Origin of the sequence: Lyngbya sp. CCY1209 (genome assembly GCF_035615495.1) — a bacterium.
Classification (GTDB): domain Bacteria; phylum Cyanobacteriota; class Cyanobacteriia; order Cyanobacteriales; family Microcoleaceae; genus Limnospira.
The window spans coordinates 18149-36090 of record NZ_JAJENU010000553.1 but is presented as its reverse complement, the minus strand read 5'-3'; the positions used below and the strand labels follow the sequence as shown (position 1 = coordinate 36090).

The window sequence follows — 17942 nt, the reverse complement described above, 5'->3', positions numbered from 1 at the left end:
ATTTCCGATATCTCTTCAATAGCAGAAGTTTCAGATTGTCTCTGAATTGGGGATGAGTCGGGAGATGCGATCGCATCTGTTATCGCTTCTGAAGCTGAAGTTTCAGATTGTCTCTGAATGCCGGGAGAATCAGGGGAAGCGATCGCATCTGATATCTCTTCCGAAGCCGAAGTTTCCGATATCTGTTCAATACCAGAAGTTTCGGATTTGCGTTGAACATTTTCTCGGTGGATGGGTTTAGATATTTCTGTTTTTGGTGTTGACTTTTTCGCTCCAAAATTGTTATAATTTTGGGGATACTTTATGCCATCTAATGCGGATCTGAAGATGGTTGATTTAGAAGGCTTAAATTGTGAAATCGAAGGTTGAGGATTGTCATGATTTGGTGATTCAGAGTCTCGGTTAATCGCCTCTGAAGGTGCAGCCAATTCCCGTCTAACTTGAGGTTCTTCTGCTGTCGGTATGGAGGAAATTTCCGGATTGGAAGTCGCCGGGTTTGGGGTCAACTTATCGGCGGTTGGAAGGGGTTGTTCTTGGATAATAGTTTCATTCCCTAAGCGGGGTTTTGACTCTACTAAAAAAGGACTGTCCCAGTCTGGAAATCGCTGTAATTCGACTCCTTCCCTGGAAAATAATGATCGATCTAAAACTGATAGCGATCGCGTCCCGAGAGGCTGCAAAAATGTCTGTCCCAATGGCGAACGGGACAGGAGGGGACTTTTTATCCCCAAGGGGGGGTCAGAAGGAACATTTTCAGATTTCAGTTGCTCTGAATTTTCAGCCATGTCAATCGAGTTAAATGTTCATCGATGTTTTTATCCAAAAAATCCAAAAGAATCTCGATTTTTGGAGAGGCTCGCACCTCCCGATCCTGTGGGTTTTACGGCTACATTTAACCCCTCATAAGCCAAGGTTAATTCTTCGATCGCAACGGAACTCCCTTCGGCTTGAAATCCCGGTGCTTTCCAAGAAATTGGAACGGCTCCGATCAACGTCCACGCCTGCATGGTTTCCCCGGCTTGGTTGAACATCAAAATATTGATATTGCGGCGATTTGCAACGGGATTTCTCATTGATTTCAGCATCCAATCCCAAAACAAAGTGCTGTCGGTCATCCCCCGTTTTAAGGTGATGTCGTCAAACTCTGCATGACCGATAAAAACTCGTTGCTGGTCGTTCACACCCCCTTCTAAATAGTTTTCTTTTTGGAGGGTGACACCGAAACCAGAACACTCGGAAAAAGAAGCAGAAATTGTGCTTTCCATTTCCACATAAAAGCGATTAACTGTGATATAATTGGCGCGAGAATTTAACTGGTATTCCCGGGGCGAGACTGATGTTTCTTGAACCGTTTTCTTTAAATCAACCATATCCTTCCTTTCCGTTTAGATATTGACCTTTGATTTGAGACGACCGACTCAATATCGATCGCGACTGATGCGAAGATCTTCCCGCAACATTTCGTAAACTCGGCGTTCGAGTTGCCGTTTTAATGCGGGGTCGGCGCGAACTTTTTGAGCAATTTTGTACAGGAAATTGCCGGGACTGTCGAACTGTATTTTGGTCGGGGCATCGGAGCCGATGGGGACTCCTAGATAGCCCGATGGCCGGTGGGGAATGGGGGGTTGATGATGGTGGTTCATGATGCACCTATAAATTCAATTAATCCAAGGGTTTTAAAGGAACCAAGCCGGTTTTTAAGAGCAGTTCTTGCGCCTCTTCTGTTTTCAGAATAGCGGCAACTTTCTGCCCCACGGGGGGCAAACTGTTATCAAAGGAATACACCACAGCCAGGGAATAAGCCAGGGGATATTGTCCGGTTTGAAACCGCTCGACCGATGCCGAATAGCTGCCCTTATCATTGCACAGATCGATCGCCGGCGTGATCGGCTGACCGTCATCGCGAACCAGGGGTTGCACGGGAGGCCGCAAGCCTTCGGACAGTGCCAGGGGATAAACGGAACACTGCTGGAAAACTTGACTCAAAGGACCGAAAGACAGACTGCCGATTTGTCGCTCCTCAAAGTCCCGCAGCACCGTTCTCATGGCTTCAAAAGTGGGCAGTTGGCGGATGCGGTTGACGTCGGTTTCGGTGGTCGTAAATCGGTCGGGGGAGGCATTTTTCCACAGTCGCCGAAATTGCGCGATCGCACGCTCCGTTTGCAACACCCGCTCCTCAAAAATGCGGATAGCTTCCCCGTCGGTGGGGATGTAAAGTTGCACGGGCAAATCCGGCCCCCCCAACTGTTTCCAATTCCGAATTTCTCCGGTATAAAGTTGCCGCAATTGTTGAATGCCGATCTGTCCGTTCAAACTGTGGGGCAAAGAATTCCGGCGCCGCTCGTAGCTGAAGGGGACGAAAAACACCAAACCGTCATAGGCGAAGGGAACGGCTGCCAAATCTCGCTCCAATTGTTCGACGAGGCTGGTGATGGCAAAACTCGCTTCTTCGGAACGAACTTTTGCGATCGCTTCCTCCGTCGTCGGTTGCGGTTGATAAATCAATTTCAGCTTCGGAATTCGCTCTTCCAATTCCTCCCCCAACGTCCTCCCTTTCTCCACCAAATTTTGCTGGCGGACGGCATAATTCCAAATCCCATTTTCCTCGGCCGTGTAAGTAAACGTCCCCTTGGGAACGGCGGCGATATCGTCGATACAACAGGGAGAAAAGCGATCGTCGGCCAGGACGACATCGGGACGGCGCAGCAGCCGCCAGATCCCCACTGCCCCCAACAATGCCAGCAGGAGCAACAACAGCGCCCACAGCCCCGGAAACCGCCGTTTTTTCGCCTCTTCCTCCGGTTCGCTCAGTTCGTCAAACCGCCCCTCTTCTGACAGTTTCGGAAGGGCTTCCCGAGCCGTTTTGGCATTCTCAAAAGGCCGGTCGAATTCCAGCAGTCGCAGGATAAACTGTCGCAAAGCCGGATCGGTTTCCGGCCAGTCACCTCGGGAAGCGTCGGCGGGGGGGTTGTCGGCCCGCCAATCCCCTTTCAACAGGTCGAAGGCGATCGCGCCGAGGGCCTTCAAATCCGGCCGCGGCTCGGGTCGGATGGCGATGGCAAATCCGGGCCGGAAGGGGCGTTCCCAGAGGTCGAAGTCGGCGATGTAGATCAGAAATTGGGGGCGCTGAAACGGGCCCTGGTCGATGGGGAGGATCAGAATGCTGTCGAGGCTGAGGCTCCCGTGGCTGAGCCCGGAGTGAATTTGGCCGGAGGGGAGGCGGTATTTTTGGGTGTGGAGGGGTTCGAGGCTCTGCAGGACCTGATCGAGGAGGTGGATCACCTGGCGGGGGGTCATGGCCCCGAATTGGCGCAGGTAGGTTCGCAGGGTGGGATAGCTGTTGGAGAGGGTGGGGGTGACGGTGTAGCAGCGGTTTTCGTGGCGATCGGCGATCGCTTCGGCGGGGACCAACAGGCGAAAATCCTGCACCCGACCATCGGCGGGGGTCAACCCCCCCACGTTTTCAAAGACTTCTTTGGTGTGCTGTTCTTCCTGGGGGTTGAAGTGGCGGTCTGGCAGCAGATATTCTTTGATGATGACGGTTTGATTGCCGCCGACCTGGATTCCCCGATACAAACGGCCCATGCCCCGACTGCCGAGGAAACTGACGATCCGATACCGGCCCCGGTTGCCGATAATTTCGGCTTTTTCCGGCAGGGGGACGGGAAATCCGCATTCGGAACAGACTTTGACCTCGGCATCGGCCGCGAGGCTCTGCCGGGGGAGGTCGCAGAAGAGGGGGTGGCCGTTGGGACAGCGATATTTCGGATAGGGGTTAGCCGTTCCGGGCCGGAGTTCGGCGGGTTGCAGCCGCACTTCGTCGGCGGGTTCGAGTTCGGCTTCTTCGGGGATCTCTTCCCCGCGTTTCCGGCGTCGGAGCAGATCCCGGACGTCTTCCCGGATGAAGGGGAGAAACCGGATCACCCAAAAGGGGAGAAATCGATAGGCTGAACCGATCGCCGTATAAGTTACCCGCCGGACGCGCTGTTGTGCGGTGGCGACAGCGGTTTGTCGGACGGCTTTCGTGGTTCTGCTTTCGGGTATTTTTCGCTGGGGAGGACGAACCATGATAATTGATAATTGATAATTGATAATTGATAATTACTTTTTCCGAGTTCTTATTCCCTTGGGGCGGAGGAAGAGGATTGAGAGTTTGGTGCGAATCTGAGTATCAATTAGCTTCCTCTGCCTCCGGTCGCCTCCTCTGCCTCCTCCGCCTCCTCTGCTTCCTCCGCTTCCTCTGCCTCGATTCGGGCGATCGCGTGGTCGGGGGAAATGCCGTTGAGGACGGCGAGGATGCCGGGGAGGTACTGATCCATCATGGTGACGTTGGTGTAGACCAGGGATTCGATCAATGCCGGGGTGAGGCGATCGCCTTCCACATCAATACTGGTTTTATAACAAATCTCACCATCCGAATAGTCTAACTCAAAATTCCCCAGAATTAAACCGGAATTAGCTTTTGTTAAGAATTCGGCGACGGGCGATCGCATTTCTTCAGAAATTGTAATGGGACAAATCGAATAAAACAAAAACTGCTCATCCTCATCTCGCGCTTCGGCCCGACAACTCCAGCGCCCATTATCTCCCGCGAATGACATCTCCAACGTCGCCCCATCCTCCAAGCGAACGTAGTCCCAATCATCTGCGTCAAAAAAAGCGGCCATCACCCGGGAAATTGGGGTGGATGCGCCCTGCTCCGGTATAGTGTCCGCATCCCGAACCGCTTCCGACCACGTTTCCAAAGCCGTTTGAATCTGCCCTCCCAAACCCGCGAAGGCTGCTTTACCCGCCTCGACGACTCCGCCCGGAGTGTTCGGATTCGCCCAATCCCAGAGGGTGCGATAACCGATGGTTTCCGACCCCCGTCGCTGACTGACGCCCAGACAAAACCAATTTTCGGCTAACTGCTGGGGCGGCGGTTCCCCAGTCGGCGACTCCCCGAGGGCGGCGAGGACGGTTTCGGCGATCGTCCCCCCCCGAGTCAGTTGCGGCAGCAAACCGGGTTTGAGCATCAATTCTAAAGTCAAATTCCCGTCCCCGTCAAATTGGCAATCGCCCGCCGGACTGCACACCTCCGGTTTCAGGTGAAACAACTGTTCCCGTTCGATGAATTGATAGTCTTCAAACGGCACCTGCAAAGTCAGCGAACAATTGAGCGCCTTGCCGTCAGAATCGGCGATTTTACCAACGATTCCCCATGCCTTGAAAGTCTTTCTGGATGGAGAAAAAAAAGTTATTTTTTGATTAAAATTAATGGTTTTATTCATTTTTTTAAATGGAGATTATATTGGATCCGCAGATTTCGCAGATTTTCGCAGATTTGAGATTTTTTATTTTCGCAAAAAAGCATGAGATAACTCGTGTCACTTTTCATTTTTCACTTTTCACTTTTCACTTTTCACACCCACCCTTTGACCTCATTATCCATCAGCGGTTTTTCTAACTTCATATACTCACTTTGAGCGGCGCTGAGGAGGTGTTTCATCATCACCGGCTCCCCGGCGTCGGCCGCGAGAAATGCCGCATTCAGGGCGATATTGCGGATGTTCCCCCCGGAGACACTCAGCCGCGCCAACTTCTCCACCGTCAGCCCCTCCGTCGGCGTTTCCGGCGGGAAGATGCGACGCCAAATTTCGGTCCGCTGCTTGGCATCCGGAAAGGGGAACTGGACGACGAAGCGGATGCGGCGCAGGAAGGCCGGGTCGAGGGCGCCCTTCATGTTGGTGGTGAGAATCGCCAGACCCCGGTAGGCCTCCATCCGCTGCAAGAGGTAGCTGACCTCGATGTTGGCGTGGCGGTCGTGGGAGTCTTTCACCTCGCTGCGCTTGCCGAACAGGGCGTCGGCTTCGTCGAATAGCAGGATCGCCCCGCCGCTTTCGGCCGCGTCGAACACGCGCCGCAGGTTTTTCTCGGTTTCGCCGATATACTTGCTGATCACCGAGCTGAGGTCGATTTTGTACAAATCCAGGCGCAGGGCCCCGGCGAGGACTTCGGCGGCGGTGGTTTTCCCGGTGCCGCTGGGTCCGGCGAACAGGGCGCTGATGCCCAAGCCGCGATCGCTCTTCCCGCCGAATCCCCAATTTTCGTAAACTCGCGATCGCTGCCGCAGGTGGGCCGCCATCGTTTCCAGGACTTGCATTTGGGCGTCGGGGAGCACCAAATCGGCCCAGGTTGCTTTGACGTCGATGCGTTGGGCCATGTCCTCCATGCGGGGTCTGGCCTGGAGGCGACAGGCCTCCCACAGGTTTTCGAGCAGGGTTTCGGTATCGTCGGGGGAAATGCCCCGGCCGGTTGCGGTGGTACAGACGGCGCGGATGGCGGGGGAACTGAGGTTGAATTGGGCGGTGAATTTTTGCAGGTGGCCGTCGAGGTGGTCGCCGACTTCGCCGAGGTGTTGCTGCCAGTGGTCGTACTGCTCGGCGGCCGTGGGGCGGGGGACGTCGAAGTTGAGGAGGGGGCGGGTTCGGGGGGGGAGGCGATCGCTTCCGGTGACAATCAGGGGGCTGCCGATGCGATCGACCAGTTGCCAGATGCCGTCCCCCTGGCGACCCATCTCCACCGGTTCGCAGTCGAGGAGGAGGGCGTATCCCCCCAAAACGGACTCCCGCTCCCACAGTTTCAACATCTGGTTGAAATCGGCGGTGGCCGTGGGGATGCGATCGCCGTGCATGAGGTAGAGTCCCAACCCCAACTCTCGGCAGGCCGTCCGAGCGATCGCCCGCCGGGTGGGGAGATCTTCCCCGCAAAGCTGCACCGCCGGTAACTCGGCGCTCTCGGTGGCCGAAGACCAGGTTTTGGCAATTTGCTCGGCGAGTCGGGCGTGGGAGGAAACCAACGGTCCCGAGTCCTGCACGGGTTCGACGATGCCCAGCAACCGTTCGTCGAGGTGTTGGATGCCGACGAGATAATGTAGGATGCGCTCGTCGATGCGGAGGGGGCTGAGGGTCAAAACCGGACCCCCCCCGACTTCGATCAGCCGCCAGCGTCGCAGGGGAGCGTTGGGGGTGAGGGCGCTCCAGTGGGGGCGATCGAGGATATTGAGGGCGAGGCTGAAGGTGGGGTGGGGCTTCTGCGGGTCGCCCTGGACTTCGGCACACAGCCCCAAAAATTCGGCGTCGAGTTCCATCCCTGCACACAGCAGCACCAAGTCCCGCTCGAAGGTGGAGAGCCCGAAGGTGTCGCAGAGTTGCTCCAAAGCCTGCGGCGCGGCTATCTCCCCGACCGTTTCCACCGTCGAGCCGTCAATTTTGGCCCTCAGCCGCTCTCGAATGCGGCCGAGATCTCGCATCAAATCTTGTTGGTTGACACTCTGCCAGTCGGAATCAGTCATGGGTGTGCTCGGTGGGGTGTGCTCGGTGGGGTGTGCTCGGTGGGGTGTGCTCGGTGGGGTGTGGGGAGGCTCCAGGAGGCTCCAGGAGGCTCCAGGAGGCAGACTCCCCAATCATCTGAATATGATTTTGGCTATTAGCTTGGGAATGAATTCCCAAGCGGTCCAGATATTCTACCCGCTCACCTCCGCTCCCTCCGCTCACCTCCGCTCCCTCCGCTCACCTCCGCTTGACCGTTGCCCCCTCCGCTTGACCGTTGCCTCCCTCCGCTTGACCGTTGCCTCCCTCCGCTTGACCGTTGCCTCCCTCCGCTTGACCGTTGCCCTAACGAATCGTCACCTTCGGCCGGATGTACTGCTCGAAGGTGGAGCTTTCGGGGTTATTGTCCACTTCCAGCAGACTTTCGGCGCCGTCGATGGAAATTCGCACCAGGTATTCCCCCGGTTTGACGTCCCGGATGGGGATGGTGACGGCGGTGGCGGTTTCTCGGAGGGTCGGGCCGGCGAATAAATACCCGGCGGGATTGTCGCCGGAGGGGTCGGCTTCGTTGAGCATCAGGACGACGCGCTGGCCGGGTGCGATCGCCAAATTGGCGGTCACGGTGAGCATTCCGGAGCGGGGTTCATCGTCGAATCCCTCCAAATTTTCGACCTCGACGGATTCGACAGTTGGCCTGAGTACGAAGGGGGCGACGTTCGATTCCACCTGCGGGGGGCGAGCCGGGGTGTTTCGGGACAGGGTGGCGGTGCGCGTCGTCCTCCGGGGGCGACGGCCGCGGGGGGGCACGGGGGGGGCTTGCAGGTGGATCACTTGCAGGCTTTGCACGCCGGCCCGCAGTTGGGATGGGGGGATCTGACTCAAGGGGACGCGCAGTTCTCCGGTGTTGAGGACTTGGGGGGTGAGTTCCAATTGGCCGATGCGGACTCGGGTTAAAACGCCCGAGAGGTGCTGGCCGCGGATGGAGAGAATGCTGGTACTGAAAATGGGCTGATTTTTGCCGCCGACGGCCGCCACCGCGCTGACGACGGGTTGTTTGGGAAAGACGGTGCCGCCCAAAACGCGATCGCGCACCGGCAGGGCGGAACGTCCGGCCACGTCGCTTTCGATGATGATGACGGTGACTTTGTACACCAGGGAGAGGGCGTAGGGGGTTTGGAAGAAGACGGACCAGATTTTGGAGAGTTCGTCGGTGGAGACGGAGATAAATTCGGAGCGGATTTGTTCGACTTGTTCGGCCAAATCGGAGTCGGCGAGGTAGGCGAAGGTGGGGTCGGCGATGGTGGCGCGGATGGTGTCGGCGCCGAGCACCAACTGATCTTCGAGGGTTTGTACCACGCTACCCAGCAGGCGCTGGGGTTCGAGGTCGCCGTCGTTGCCGTAGAAGGACACGACATAAAATAGGTCGATCGCGGCTTGGCGACGCCGGGTCATGTCGCCCCGGCGCTGGAAGTTGGGGGTGTCCTGGTTGGTGAGGGCCGGGTTGCGCTTGATGTGGTACAGGTACAGGTTGACGCCGGTTTCGGGGATCGAGCCGCTCGAACCATCCGGGCGCACGGTGGTGACTCGCGCCCCGTCCACGTCTCTTTGGACAGCCCGCTGTAGGATGCGCTGCAAGGTGGCGGTTGCCGTGGCGACGGCGAGATGATTGCTCATGGTCGGTCCGGCCAGTTGAAAAAGTCAAAAGTCAAAAGTCAAAAGCCAAAAGTCAAAAGCCACTCGATCTCCCGTTTATATTAATACGATTTTCCCCCACCGCGATCGCATCCAATTCGGTCTTTTTTCGACCGCGATCGACCGAGCTACGAATTCTGTTTTTTTCCTTAAGCTTTTCGGCGGTTTCGTGTACTTTTATTGACAAAGGTAACAATTTTGCAAGAGTTGCGGTGGGCCTGGATCGATTTCTTCCCCTATCCCAACCCTTTCGATCCCGTATCTTGAGGCTCTGCAACCCATTGATGATTAAGATATTTTTAAAAAAATTTATCAAAGTTAACAAATGTTGAAAAAACGCCAAACCGATCGGTCGATATCGATGTTTTTTAATGCTCACTTTAGTGTAGGATTGAGATTAACTCCAATCGCAGTAAAGCGCATTCCAAAAAACTCGCGGCCCGACAGGCCGTGAAAGCTTGTGGAGGGCTAGGCTCCAACCTGGACGTTGTAAAACTCCGGCTCCCGATGAAGCAAGAATCCCCGTCCATAGGAGGGCGGGGAGTGTCAAACGATCCACATCAGGGAGAGCAATTGTTATGGCTAGGCTCGACTATTTTGCCCCCGGCGTCTACATCGAAGAAGTCGATCGCGGATCGAGGCCCCTGCAAGGCGTCCCCACCGCCGTCGGTGGCTTCGTCGGATTCACCGAAGATATCCGGGGCGGTGCCGAACCCTTCAAACCCATGCTCGTCACCAGTTGGAACCAGTATCTCGAATACTTCGGCCGCACCAACTCCGACGGCTTCACCGACTTCGGCGCCTACCTACCCTTTTCCGTCTACGGCTGGTTTCTCAACGGCGGAGGACGCTGCTGGATCACCAGCATCGGGACGCGACTGCCCGGTTCCCCCAAACCCCAGGAGACCGAAACCGGCACCGAAATTGTCAACCGGGCCAACCGCCCCTCACTGAGATTTTCCATCCGCCAGGGTCCCGAAGATGCCCCGAGAGACAGTGCCCTGGCCAACGGCTCCCAAAACGGATATTTGGCCCTGAACGATCGCGCCATCCGCGTCCAAATCACCGAAGGCGCACCCAAACCCCCCGACGAAGAAACCGAAGCCTCCGAAGCCGTCGTCACCGCCAACACCGGGGAATTCTTCACCGTCGTCGTCCGCCAGGGTTCCGAAGAACTCGAACGCTTCAACCACCTGACCATGAATCCCCAGGTGGAAACGGCCGTAGCCGATTACGTCGTCACCGCCCTGGAAAACTCCCAGTACATCCTCGCCACCGACCTGTCCATCAGCGGCTCTCCCCTCGCCCGTCGCCCCTCCAACGGTGTCTACGAAGTCAGCCCCCCGGCGATCGTACCCGAACCGGAAAACTTCGCCCGCCACGTCGAAGGCGTCCGGGACGATCGCACCGGGATTCGCGGCCTATTTGAAATCGACGAAGTTACCATCGTCTGCTGTCCGGACCTGATGAAAGTCTACGAACTCGGACTCATCGACATCGACCAACTCCACGGCCTCATGGACCTGATGGTGAGTATGTGCGAAGGTGCCGCCGACGGCGACATCCCCAACGCCCCCAACCGCATGATCATCCTCGACCCGCCGCCCGATCGCGTCAAACCCCAACAGATCAGCCGTTGGTTGAGCCAGGAATTCAACCGTCGCTCCCAGTTCGCCGCCCTCTACTACCCCTGGATTCTCGTCCCCAACCCCCGCAACGCCGGACGACCCATCGCCATCCCCCCCAGCGGGCACATGGCCGGTGTCTGGGCGCGGGTGGACGAAACCCGGGGCGTCTACAAAGCCCCCGCCAACGAAGTGCCGCGCGGCGTCATCGGCCTGATGCACCCCTGCAACTTCCGGGAACAGGAACTGCTCAACCCCATCGGTATCAACTGCATCCGCCCCTTTGACAACCGGGGCATCCGCATCTGGGGCGCCCGCACTTTGGTCGAACCGGACAAAACCGAATGGCGCTACATCAACGTCCGCCGTCTGATGAGCTACATCGAAAAATCCATCGAAAACGGCACCCAGTGGGTGGTGTTTGAACCCAACGACGAAGACCTCTGGCAGCGGGTGAAGCGCACCATTAGCAGCTTCCTGACCGAATTGTGGCGATCGGGGGCCCTGATGGGCGGCAGTCCCAGCGAGGCTTTTTACGTCAAGTGCGACGCCGAACTGAACACGCCCCAGAGCATGATGCTCGGACGCCTGTTCGTCGAGGTGGGCGTCTGTCCGGTGCGTCCGGCCGAATTTGTCGTCTTCCGCATCAGCCAGTGGACCGCCGAGGGCGAAGGCGAATAGGCGAATCTGTTACCCTCTGCCTCCGACACCGACGGTGTTGGGGGCAGCGGAAATTGTTTGATGTTGACGCTCAATAGGGGAATCCAACCATGACTTCTGCCGCTCCAGTTTTTACCACCACCGCCACCCGGTATCAAATCGACTTTCGCGCCAATGGCAAGGCGATCGTAAACCAAGCCTACATCAAAAGTATGGCGGCCCTGACCTACGAGGGAAAAGTCGCCGGGGGCGACAAAGCCCTCGGTTCCGGCCTCAAAGGTCGTCGCAGACGCCAAACCACGATCGCCGGTTACGAAACCAACCCGTCCATGACCATCGAAACCTACATCAGCGACGACCCCAACGACGCCAGCCGTCAGTTGTTCGAGTGGTTCAAAGCCTGCCTGCCCCCGGAAGAAGGGGGACTGGGGCAATGGTCCCAATACCGCGCCGACGGTTCCGTCGTCCTCTACAGCCCCGACGGGGAAGAGGTGTTGCGCTGGAACCTGGAACGGGCCTGGCCGAAAAAATATTCCATCGCCGACATGGATTCGACCTCGGGGGATCTGGCTGTCGAAACTTACGAAATCGTGGCTGAATCAATTATCAAACAAGTCGCCATGAGCGGTAACGTCGTCAGTCCGAGGAATGCAGCTCCCGTTTAATCCCCCCCATTCGTCTGTCGGTTAGGAGATTTTGAATTATGGCTTATGAATATTTGACCTCGGCCCGATTTTACTTTGAATTTGGCAACAACACCCGCCTGCTGATCTCGAAGGTGAGTGGGGTTTCCATCAGTATCGACCCGGCCGCGGAAGGACAATCCATCGGTTCGGGGAAAAACGTCAAAAGCGAAACCCAAATTACCCCCGCATCGGTGACATTTGAAAACATGACTTTGGAATTTGTCACCACCGCCGAAAACGATGCCTTGGTGCAATGGTATTTGGAATGCCATCCCCCCGCGATGACGGGCGGAAAAACGGATGCCGTCTCCAAAGTCAGTCAGGCATCCCTGGTGCTTTACAAGCAGGACGGAGCGGAGGGCGCCCGCTGGAATCTCAAAGACTGCCTCCCCGCCAAGTACACGACGACCCAAGCCAGTTCGGACTCGACGGACCTGTTCAAGGAAACCATCGAAATCAGCCATTCGGGGTTGGAGAAAGTCCCGACTTTGGGAACGACGGTCTAATCGTTTGATGGCCGATCGCTCATAGCTATAAAAAGACCATGACTGGTGATTTACTCGCACAACAACGCCACCTCTACGAGGTGCTGACCGCCTGCCGTTTTTATGTCGCCTTGCATTTGGACGGCAGTCGAGATGATGTCGATGGCTACTTTATGGAGTCCCGGGGATTCAAATATTCCCAGGATGTCATTACCCATACGGAAGTGTTTCCAAAAAAGTGGGGAAAGGCGACTCGGGGTCAGGTGATTCGCACCAAACTGCCGGGAAACAATAATGTCGATAACTTTTCCCTGCGTCGGGGGCTGATGGCTTCGACGACACTTTGGGACTGGATCGCCACCGTCAATGATGGCGGTTGGGCTTCTAAGTTTAAAAATGGCTTTTTGACTATTTACCGCCAGGACGGTTCGGAGGGGGCGCGATTTGCCTTCGACGGCGCCTGGCCCGTCAGCTACAGCATCACCGACAATCTGGCATCGGGGACCGATTTGGCGGTGGAGGAGTTGGAGATCGCCTGTGAAGGGTTTGAACGAGTCTTGTAGGTGGCGATTCAACCATGCAAACGGAGTTTGAGTTTACCTTGCCCAAGGGCTATTTGGACCCGGAGGGCAACGTGCACCAGCGGGGCGTGATGCGGCTGTCGCGGGCGATCGATGAGATCGTCCCCTTGCGTGATCCCCGCGTCCAAGCCAACCCCGCCTACGCCACCGTGATCATCCTCGCCAGGGTGATCACCCGTCTCGGCGATTTGGAGGAAGTGTCCCCGGCGGCGATCGAAAATCTGTTTGCCGTAGACTTGGCTTATCTCCAGGATTTCTATCGCGAAATTAACGGTTTGGTGAAGTCTGAGTCAGAATAAAAGTCCCCCTTATCAAGGGGGATTTAGGGGGATCATCCATCTCATGTCAACCAAAACTTTACCCGCGATCGCATTTCCTTTTACCCTCCCCGTCGGATTGTTTGACGGGGGAGGAATCTTGCATCGGGAGGGAGTGATGCGATCGCTGACGGGGTGGGACGAACTGTTTCGGGAACGGGATTTGCGAGTTTTGGACAATCCCGCCTACGGGATTTTAGTCATGCTGTCCCGGGCAATTGTCCGCTTGGGGGAGATTTCCCCCGTGACGCCGGATGTATTGGAGGGATTGTTTTTACCAGATCTGGACTATTTGCAAGCCGTATACAACCAGATCAATCCACCCGAAGCGGCGATTTCTCTGGCGGGGGAGTGGCGGGCTACCCCCTAGAGGATTTGTATCGGGAGGTAGCCTTCATCGCCTTTTATTTCCACTGGTCCAGGGCCGAAATTCTCGATTTAGACCATCGGGAACGGCAGCGCTGGATCGGAGAAATCGCCAACTTGGTTCGGCGAGAATTGGGTGAATAATGTCGAATCCGGTTAAATAACCACTTTCGTCAAAGCCAATTCCGGCTCCCCCCTTTCTCCCCCCAATTCTCCCCCCTTTCAAAGGGGGGCTGGGGGGGATGGGGGCTGGGGGGGATCTAGGGGCTGGTAAATAACCGGATCTGATCTGAAAAACCCAATTTTCGACTTTTTTTTACACAAAAATTTACATAAATCATCACCTTTTTGATTTACAATTAATATCAGACCCGGTTAATTGCTCAGACATTGAGAGGATGGAGAATTTGGGGAGAAGGATGAAAAATCAGACTCCCGACTCCCGACTCCCGACTCCCTCGATCTCAGATGTTTTGTGGTCAATTATCAGGATTTGATATAAGGTGCAGTTATAGCTTTTCGTTCCGACTATTATCAATGGAAGCGGCAATTGGGAGGGTGTTCTAATGAAAATACAACGCCGGAAAAAACGCCAAAACGAAAGCCCTGCAGCCCCCGTGCAGGAACAATTTCAGTCCCGGCCGTTTCAGGACGCCAACTTTGCCCCCCCGGACAAACAAGCCGCCCCGCAGGAACGCGAATCACAGCCGGAAGCGTCCGGGTTCGATTTTGCCAGCATTCCCCTTTTTAGCAATGGTAATAGTACCCCAACCCAGCCCATCCAGCGCAGCGAAGAAGAAGACGTGCAGATGCAGGCGGAACCCAACTCGCCCCTGCACCGCCAATTTCAAAATTTAGCCCGAAGAGATAACCCGCAAAATTCCGCACCCCCGCCACCCATTCAAGCCCAACTCACCGTGGGGGCAGTAGGGGACAAATACGAACAAGAAGCGGACCGGGTGGCGGATGCGGTAGTCGATCGCATCCAATCTCCCCCCACGACGAAAGAGGTTCAGAAACAGGAAGAAGAAACACTGCAACAAAAACCCCAATTATCGACTCCGCCGACGATTTCTAAATTGCAGAAAAAAGAGCAGCCAGAAACGGTACAGCGGGAGTCCGAAGAAGAAGATGAAGATGTACAAATGAAGCCCCAGACGACTGAAGCCGGGGGAGAAGTGTCGGCGGATTTCGAGTCATCCCTTCGGCGAGAAAAGGGTGGCGGACAACCGTTGAATGAGAACTTGCAGTCCCAAATGGGTTCGGCGATGGGGGCGGATTTTAGCGGCGTGCGGATTCATCAGAATTCCCCGGCAAATCAACTGAATCAATCCATCCAAGCCAAGGCTTTTACTACGGGACAGGATATCTTTTTCAAACAGGGAGAATATCAGCCGGAGAGTCGGGGCGGACAAAAGCTAATCGCCCATGAGTTGACCCATGTGGTGCAGCAGGGTGGGGCATCAAATAATCACGCTGTTCAAGCCGATTTCATTCATCCGATAATTCAACGCAAGTTGAGTAAAGAGCAAATTAAACACGCCAACCGAATTCGTAAAGCCAGGGGTCTTCCTTTGCTTTCTGTCAAGGAAACCAAAAAACTCAAAACAATCGAAGAAGCGATTGGAACACCTGTGGCGACCAATAAATCCACAAAGTCTAAAAATATTGCCAATCCGGAAAATGTTAAAAACAACAGCAAATCTAGCGGAACGAACAGCGGTTCAATACCAAACAGCCCTGAATATGTGTGGGCTAACGCTGATACTCTGGGCAATGTAAGTTTACAAGAGGCGAGAAAAATTCTTGAAAGTGCTTTTTATTCTAACTGGTTTTTAGCACAAGAGTACCTGCTGTATACAGACAAATGGGTCCAACTAGGAAAAGAAAAACAAGAAGCAGAAGCTAAGTTAGATAATTTCAAAAAGCTGATGAAGATTTTTATACAACTACGACAAGAAGAAACCAATAATCTTTTAAAAGATATTCAAACAGAATTGTGGACACAAAATCAATTTAAAGAGATGAAGTATGAGGAACAAGTTTTGGCTTGGGGGTCAGCAGGCAGCACATCTTTAACCTCGGATATTGATTATAATTTGAAAGGAGCGGGTTCCATTCAAGCAGTGGGTTTATTTAATCAATATTTCAAAACGAAGTTAAATTGGGCATTAGACCCCGGAACTGTTTATGATGTCAATGTTTATGCTCAAGATTTTATGACTCCTAGCCTCAACAAAGAAGGTAAACCAAGTAAACCATTTGATATGAAAAAAATTGACGATAAAAATAGTACCATAACGCCTGTGCAGGAAATTCAAGAATTAAATGCACCCGAGGCACGAGAATCATTGGGTTTTGAGGCATTTTCTTTAAACCAAGATGTTTGGTCTATGCTAAAAATGCGAATTTATATGAAAAATAGTGAGTGGAATAACTATAAGCAAGAAATATTACCACAACCTCAAGGATATACTTCCGATGATGAGTTCGCTCGTCGATCGCAAATCGAAAATCAAATTGAAGATGCAGAAGGTTATTACCAAGACTATCAAAGTAGTTTAGACAAGAAAATTAAGGAGATTGAAAATAGCGGGGATGAAATTTATCAAAAAATGCGGTCTATGTTAGATCAAGGGAAAGCGCATCTTTCCCATCACCAGACGGAAGAATCTAAAAAAATGATGGCTGCAAATTTAATTTATGAAGAAAAATTACAAACAGTCAGTCAATTACGGCAAGAGTTACAAAATTTAAAATCATTACAACCCCTCAAAAAAGAATCTCAAATAAAAGCAGTAGGAATTAAGCTCAAAAACGCTCTATCAGAAGCTATTATTTATTCAAATGAAGCTTATTTCACCCAAGGAGCCGTTCATTTTTCGGTCATCGGACAACAAATTGGCAAAGGAAAGTCTACTTTAATTATGTCTCAAGAAGAGCATCTTCATTCTTTCCGAGAGCAAGTTGGAGATACATTGAAAGTTTTGAGTAATTATGAAGATAATCAGGTTATAAAGGCTGCCAGTAAAGCCGGTAAATATATCGATCGCATGGCGAAATCTGCAATCCCAATTATGGATGAAAATCAGCCAGTTGGTTATCAAGAACTGGCGGAGATTGGAGCAGAAGCTGCCAAGCTGAAATCGGACAAAACCAAAGTAGAAGAATTGAGGGATAAATCGAGTGAAAAAGGGTTAAATGATGCAGAGAGCCAAGAATTATCAGATTTAGAAAATACAGTTGACCTGCGCAATGGTCAATTCCCAGACTTCGTTAAAGCTCGTTTTGAAACGGTTGCCCAACTCAGGGAAACGGTGATTAAAGTTGGCAAACAAGTCGAGATCGATTTTCGTAAGAAGCAACGAGAAAATAACCAAAACCAAAATCCAATGTAATTCCACCTAAATGAGCGATGAGTTATATTATCTTGCGCGACATTCCCAAGCAGTCCGTTCAACTTGACCTCCTGGTGCATCAAATCCAAGGCGGTTTCCGAGGCTTTCGAGAAGTTCCCCCAGGTTTCCATTATGGGGCAATTTTAGACCGGGGAGAATGGAGAAATTTTTGGTGCTATCTTTCACCTGAAACGGTATTGGTGAAAAGATTTGATGCGGACCAACAACAGTTGGTTGATGAGACGCCGGAACAGACAGCTCAATATTCTCAGCTCGCCCATCAAAATGCACTGGATATGGCATTGGTTCCCTACCCAGCCAATCAGTGGCAAGGTTGGCACTCTATTACTCAATATATTACCACCGATTCACCCATATTACATAAAAACGCTGCATCAGATTTTTCGAGTGAATTTGCCCCCAATCATCCATCTCGGTTTGAACAAAATTTCCGGGAAACTCATCATGGAAATATAGCAGATTTTTTGGAAGAATTTCAATTTGCTTTTTTATGTTGGTTGATGTCTTTAAAAGGGGAGGTCGATCTTGTGGCTCAACAAAGATGGTCTTCGTTACTGAATGGAATGTATAATGCGGGGGAGTTTGCGATCGCATCTCATCCAGATCTGTTCAGTCAATTTGTAGATGCTCTCTTACCACAGTTGGATCAAATCCCGCCAGAAGCGTTCACCCAAGATAGCATTGTTTGTACTCATTTAGATGATTTTATTGAAGATATGAATGACAGCGAAAATATGAATTTAAAAAAGAAAGCAAGAATATTATTGAATTATATCACAAAACGAAAACTATGAGGCTGTA

15 protein-coding genes and 1 pseudogene are annotated in these 17942 nt (G+C 53.3%); 9 read left to right on the top strand and 7 right to left on the bottom strand.

The window, feature by feature from the left end:
• From LKE08_RS19295 to LKE08_RS19265, 7 genes and pseudogenes are all read right to left on the bottom strand, one after another.
• A pseudogene (locus LKE08_RS19295) lies at positions 1–785 on the bottom strand (hypothetical protein); the annotation flags it as partial.
• A 30-nt stretch (positions 786–815) separates the two neighbouring features.
• On the bottom strand, positions 816–1370 hold the full coding sequence (locus tag LKE08_RS19290; RefSeq protein WP_324705881.1) for a phage tail protein: 555 nt from the start codon (positions 1368–1370) through the stop codon (positions 816–818).
• Positions 1371–1418: 48 nt separating this feature from the next.
• Positions 1419–1643: a hypothetical protein gene (locus tag LKE08_RS19285; protein WP_324705880.1), complete on the bottom strand. Its 225-nt coding sequence runs from the start codon at positions 1641–1643 to the stop codon at positions 1419–1421.
• Between the two features lie 19 nt (positions 1644–1662).
• Complete coding sequence (locus LKE08_RS19280) at positions 1663–4068, bottom strand: substrate-binding domain-containing protein (protein ID WP_324705879.1); 2406 nt, start codon at positions 4066–4068, stop codon at positions 1663–1665.
• Positions 4069–4175: 107 nt separating this feature from the next.
• Entirely contained in the window at positions 4176–5270 is a 1095-nt protein-coding gene (locus tag LKE08_RS19275; protein ID WP_324705878.1) for a YbjN domain-containing protein, read from the bottom strand.
• A gap of 131 nt (positions 5271–5401) precedes the next feature.
• On the bottom strand, positions 5402–7333 hold the full coding sequence (locus LKE08_RS19270; RefSeq protein WP_324705877.1) for an ATP-binding protein: 1932 nt from the start codon (positions 7331–7333) through the stop codon (positions 5402–5404).
• A 322-nt stretch (positions 7334–7655) separates the two neighbouring features.
• Entirely contained in the window at positions 7656–8984 is a 1329-nt protein-coding gene (locus LKE08_RS19265; protein WP_324705876.1) for a DUF4255 domain-containing protein, read from the bottom strand.
• 596 nt (positions 8985–9580) lie between these two features.
• On the opposite strand from LKE08_RS19265, the gene LKE08_RS19260 reads away from it, so the two are divergent.
• The 9 genes from LKE08_RS19260 to LKE08_RS19220 all read left to right on the top strand — a co-directional run bounded on the left by LKE08_RS19260 (position 9581) and on the right by LKE08_RS19220 (position 17935).
• Complete coding sequence (locus LKE08_RS19260; RefSeq protein ID WP_324705875.1) at positions 9581–11308, top strand: phage tail sheath C-terminal domain-containing protein; 1728 nt, start codon at positions 9581–9583, stop codon at positions 11306–11308.
• Between the two features lie 89 nt (positions 11309–11397).
• Positions 11398–11952, top strand: coding sequence for a phage tail protein (locus LKE08_RS19255; RefSeq protein WP_324705874.1), 555 nt, complete (start codon positions 11398–11400; stop codon positions 11950–11952).
• 38 nt (positions 11953–11990) lie between these two features.
• The gene (locus LKE08_RS19250; RefSeq protein ID WP_324705873.1) at positions 11991–12479 is read left to right on the top strand and encodes a phage tail protein; all 489 of its coding nucleotides are present in this window, start codon (positions 11991–11993) and stop codon (positions 12477–12479) included.
• Between the two features lie 38 nt (positions 12480–12517).
• Positions 12518–13021 (top strand): phage tail protein, encoded by a 504-nt coding sequence (locus LKE08_RS19245; RefSeq protein WP_324705872.1) that lies wholly within the window; start codon positions 12518–12520, stop codon positions 13019–13021.
• A 14-nt stretch (positions 13022–13035) separates the two neighbouring features.
• Positions 13036–13338, top strand: a complete 303-nt coding sequence (locus LKE08_RS19240) for a hypothetical protein (RefSeq protein ID WP_324705871.1) — start codon at positions 13036–13038, stop codon at positions 13336–13338.
• Between the two features lie 43 nt (positions 13339–13381).
• Positions 13382–13726, top strand: coding sequence for a hypothetical protein (locus tag LKE08_RS19235; protein WP_324705870.1), 345 nt, complete (start codon positions 13382–13384; stop codon positions 13724–13726).
• A complete protein-coding gene (locus LKE08_RS19230; protein ID WP_324705869.1) occupies positions 13708–13866 on the top strand; it encodes a DUF6760 family protein in 159 nt (52 codons plus the stop codon). The genes LKE08_RS19235 and LKE08_RS19230 overlap by 19 nt, the downstream gene beginning before the upstream one ends.
• A 422-nt stretch (positions 13867–14288) precedes the next feature.
• A complete protein-coding gene (locus LKE08_RS19225) occupies positions 14289–17120 on the top strand; it encodes a DUF4157 domain-containing protein (RefSeq protein ID WP_324705868.1) in 2832 nt (943 codons plus the stop codon).
• Positions 17121–17137: 17 nt separating this feature from the next.
• Positions 17138–17935, top strand: coding sequence for a hypothetical protein (locus LKE08_RS19220; protein WP_324705867.1), 798 nt, complete (start codon positions 17138–17140; stop codon positions 17933–17935).
• Positions 17936–17942 lie beyond the last annotated feature (7 nt).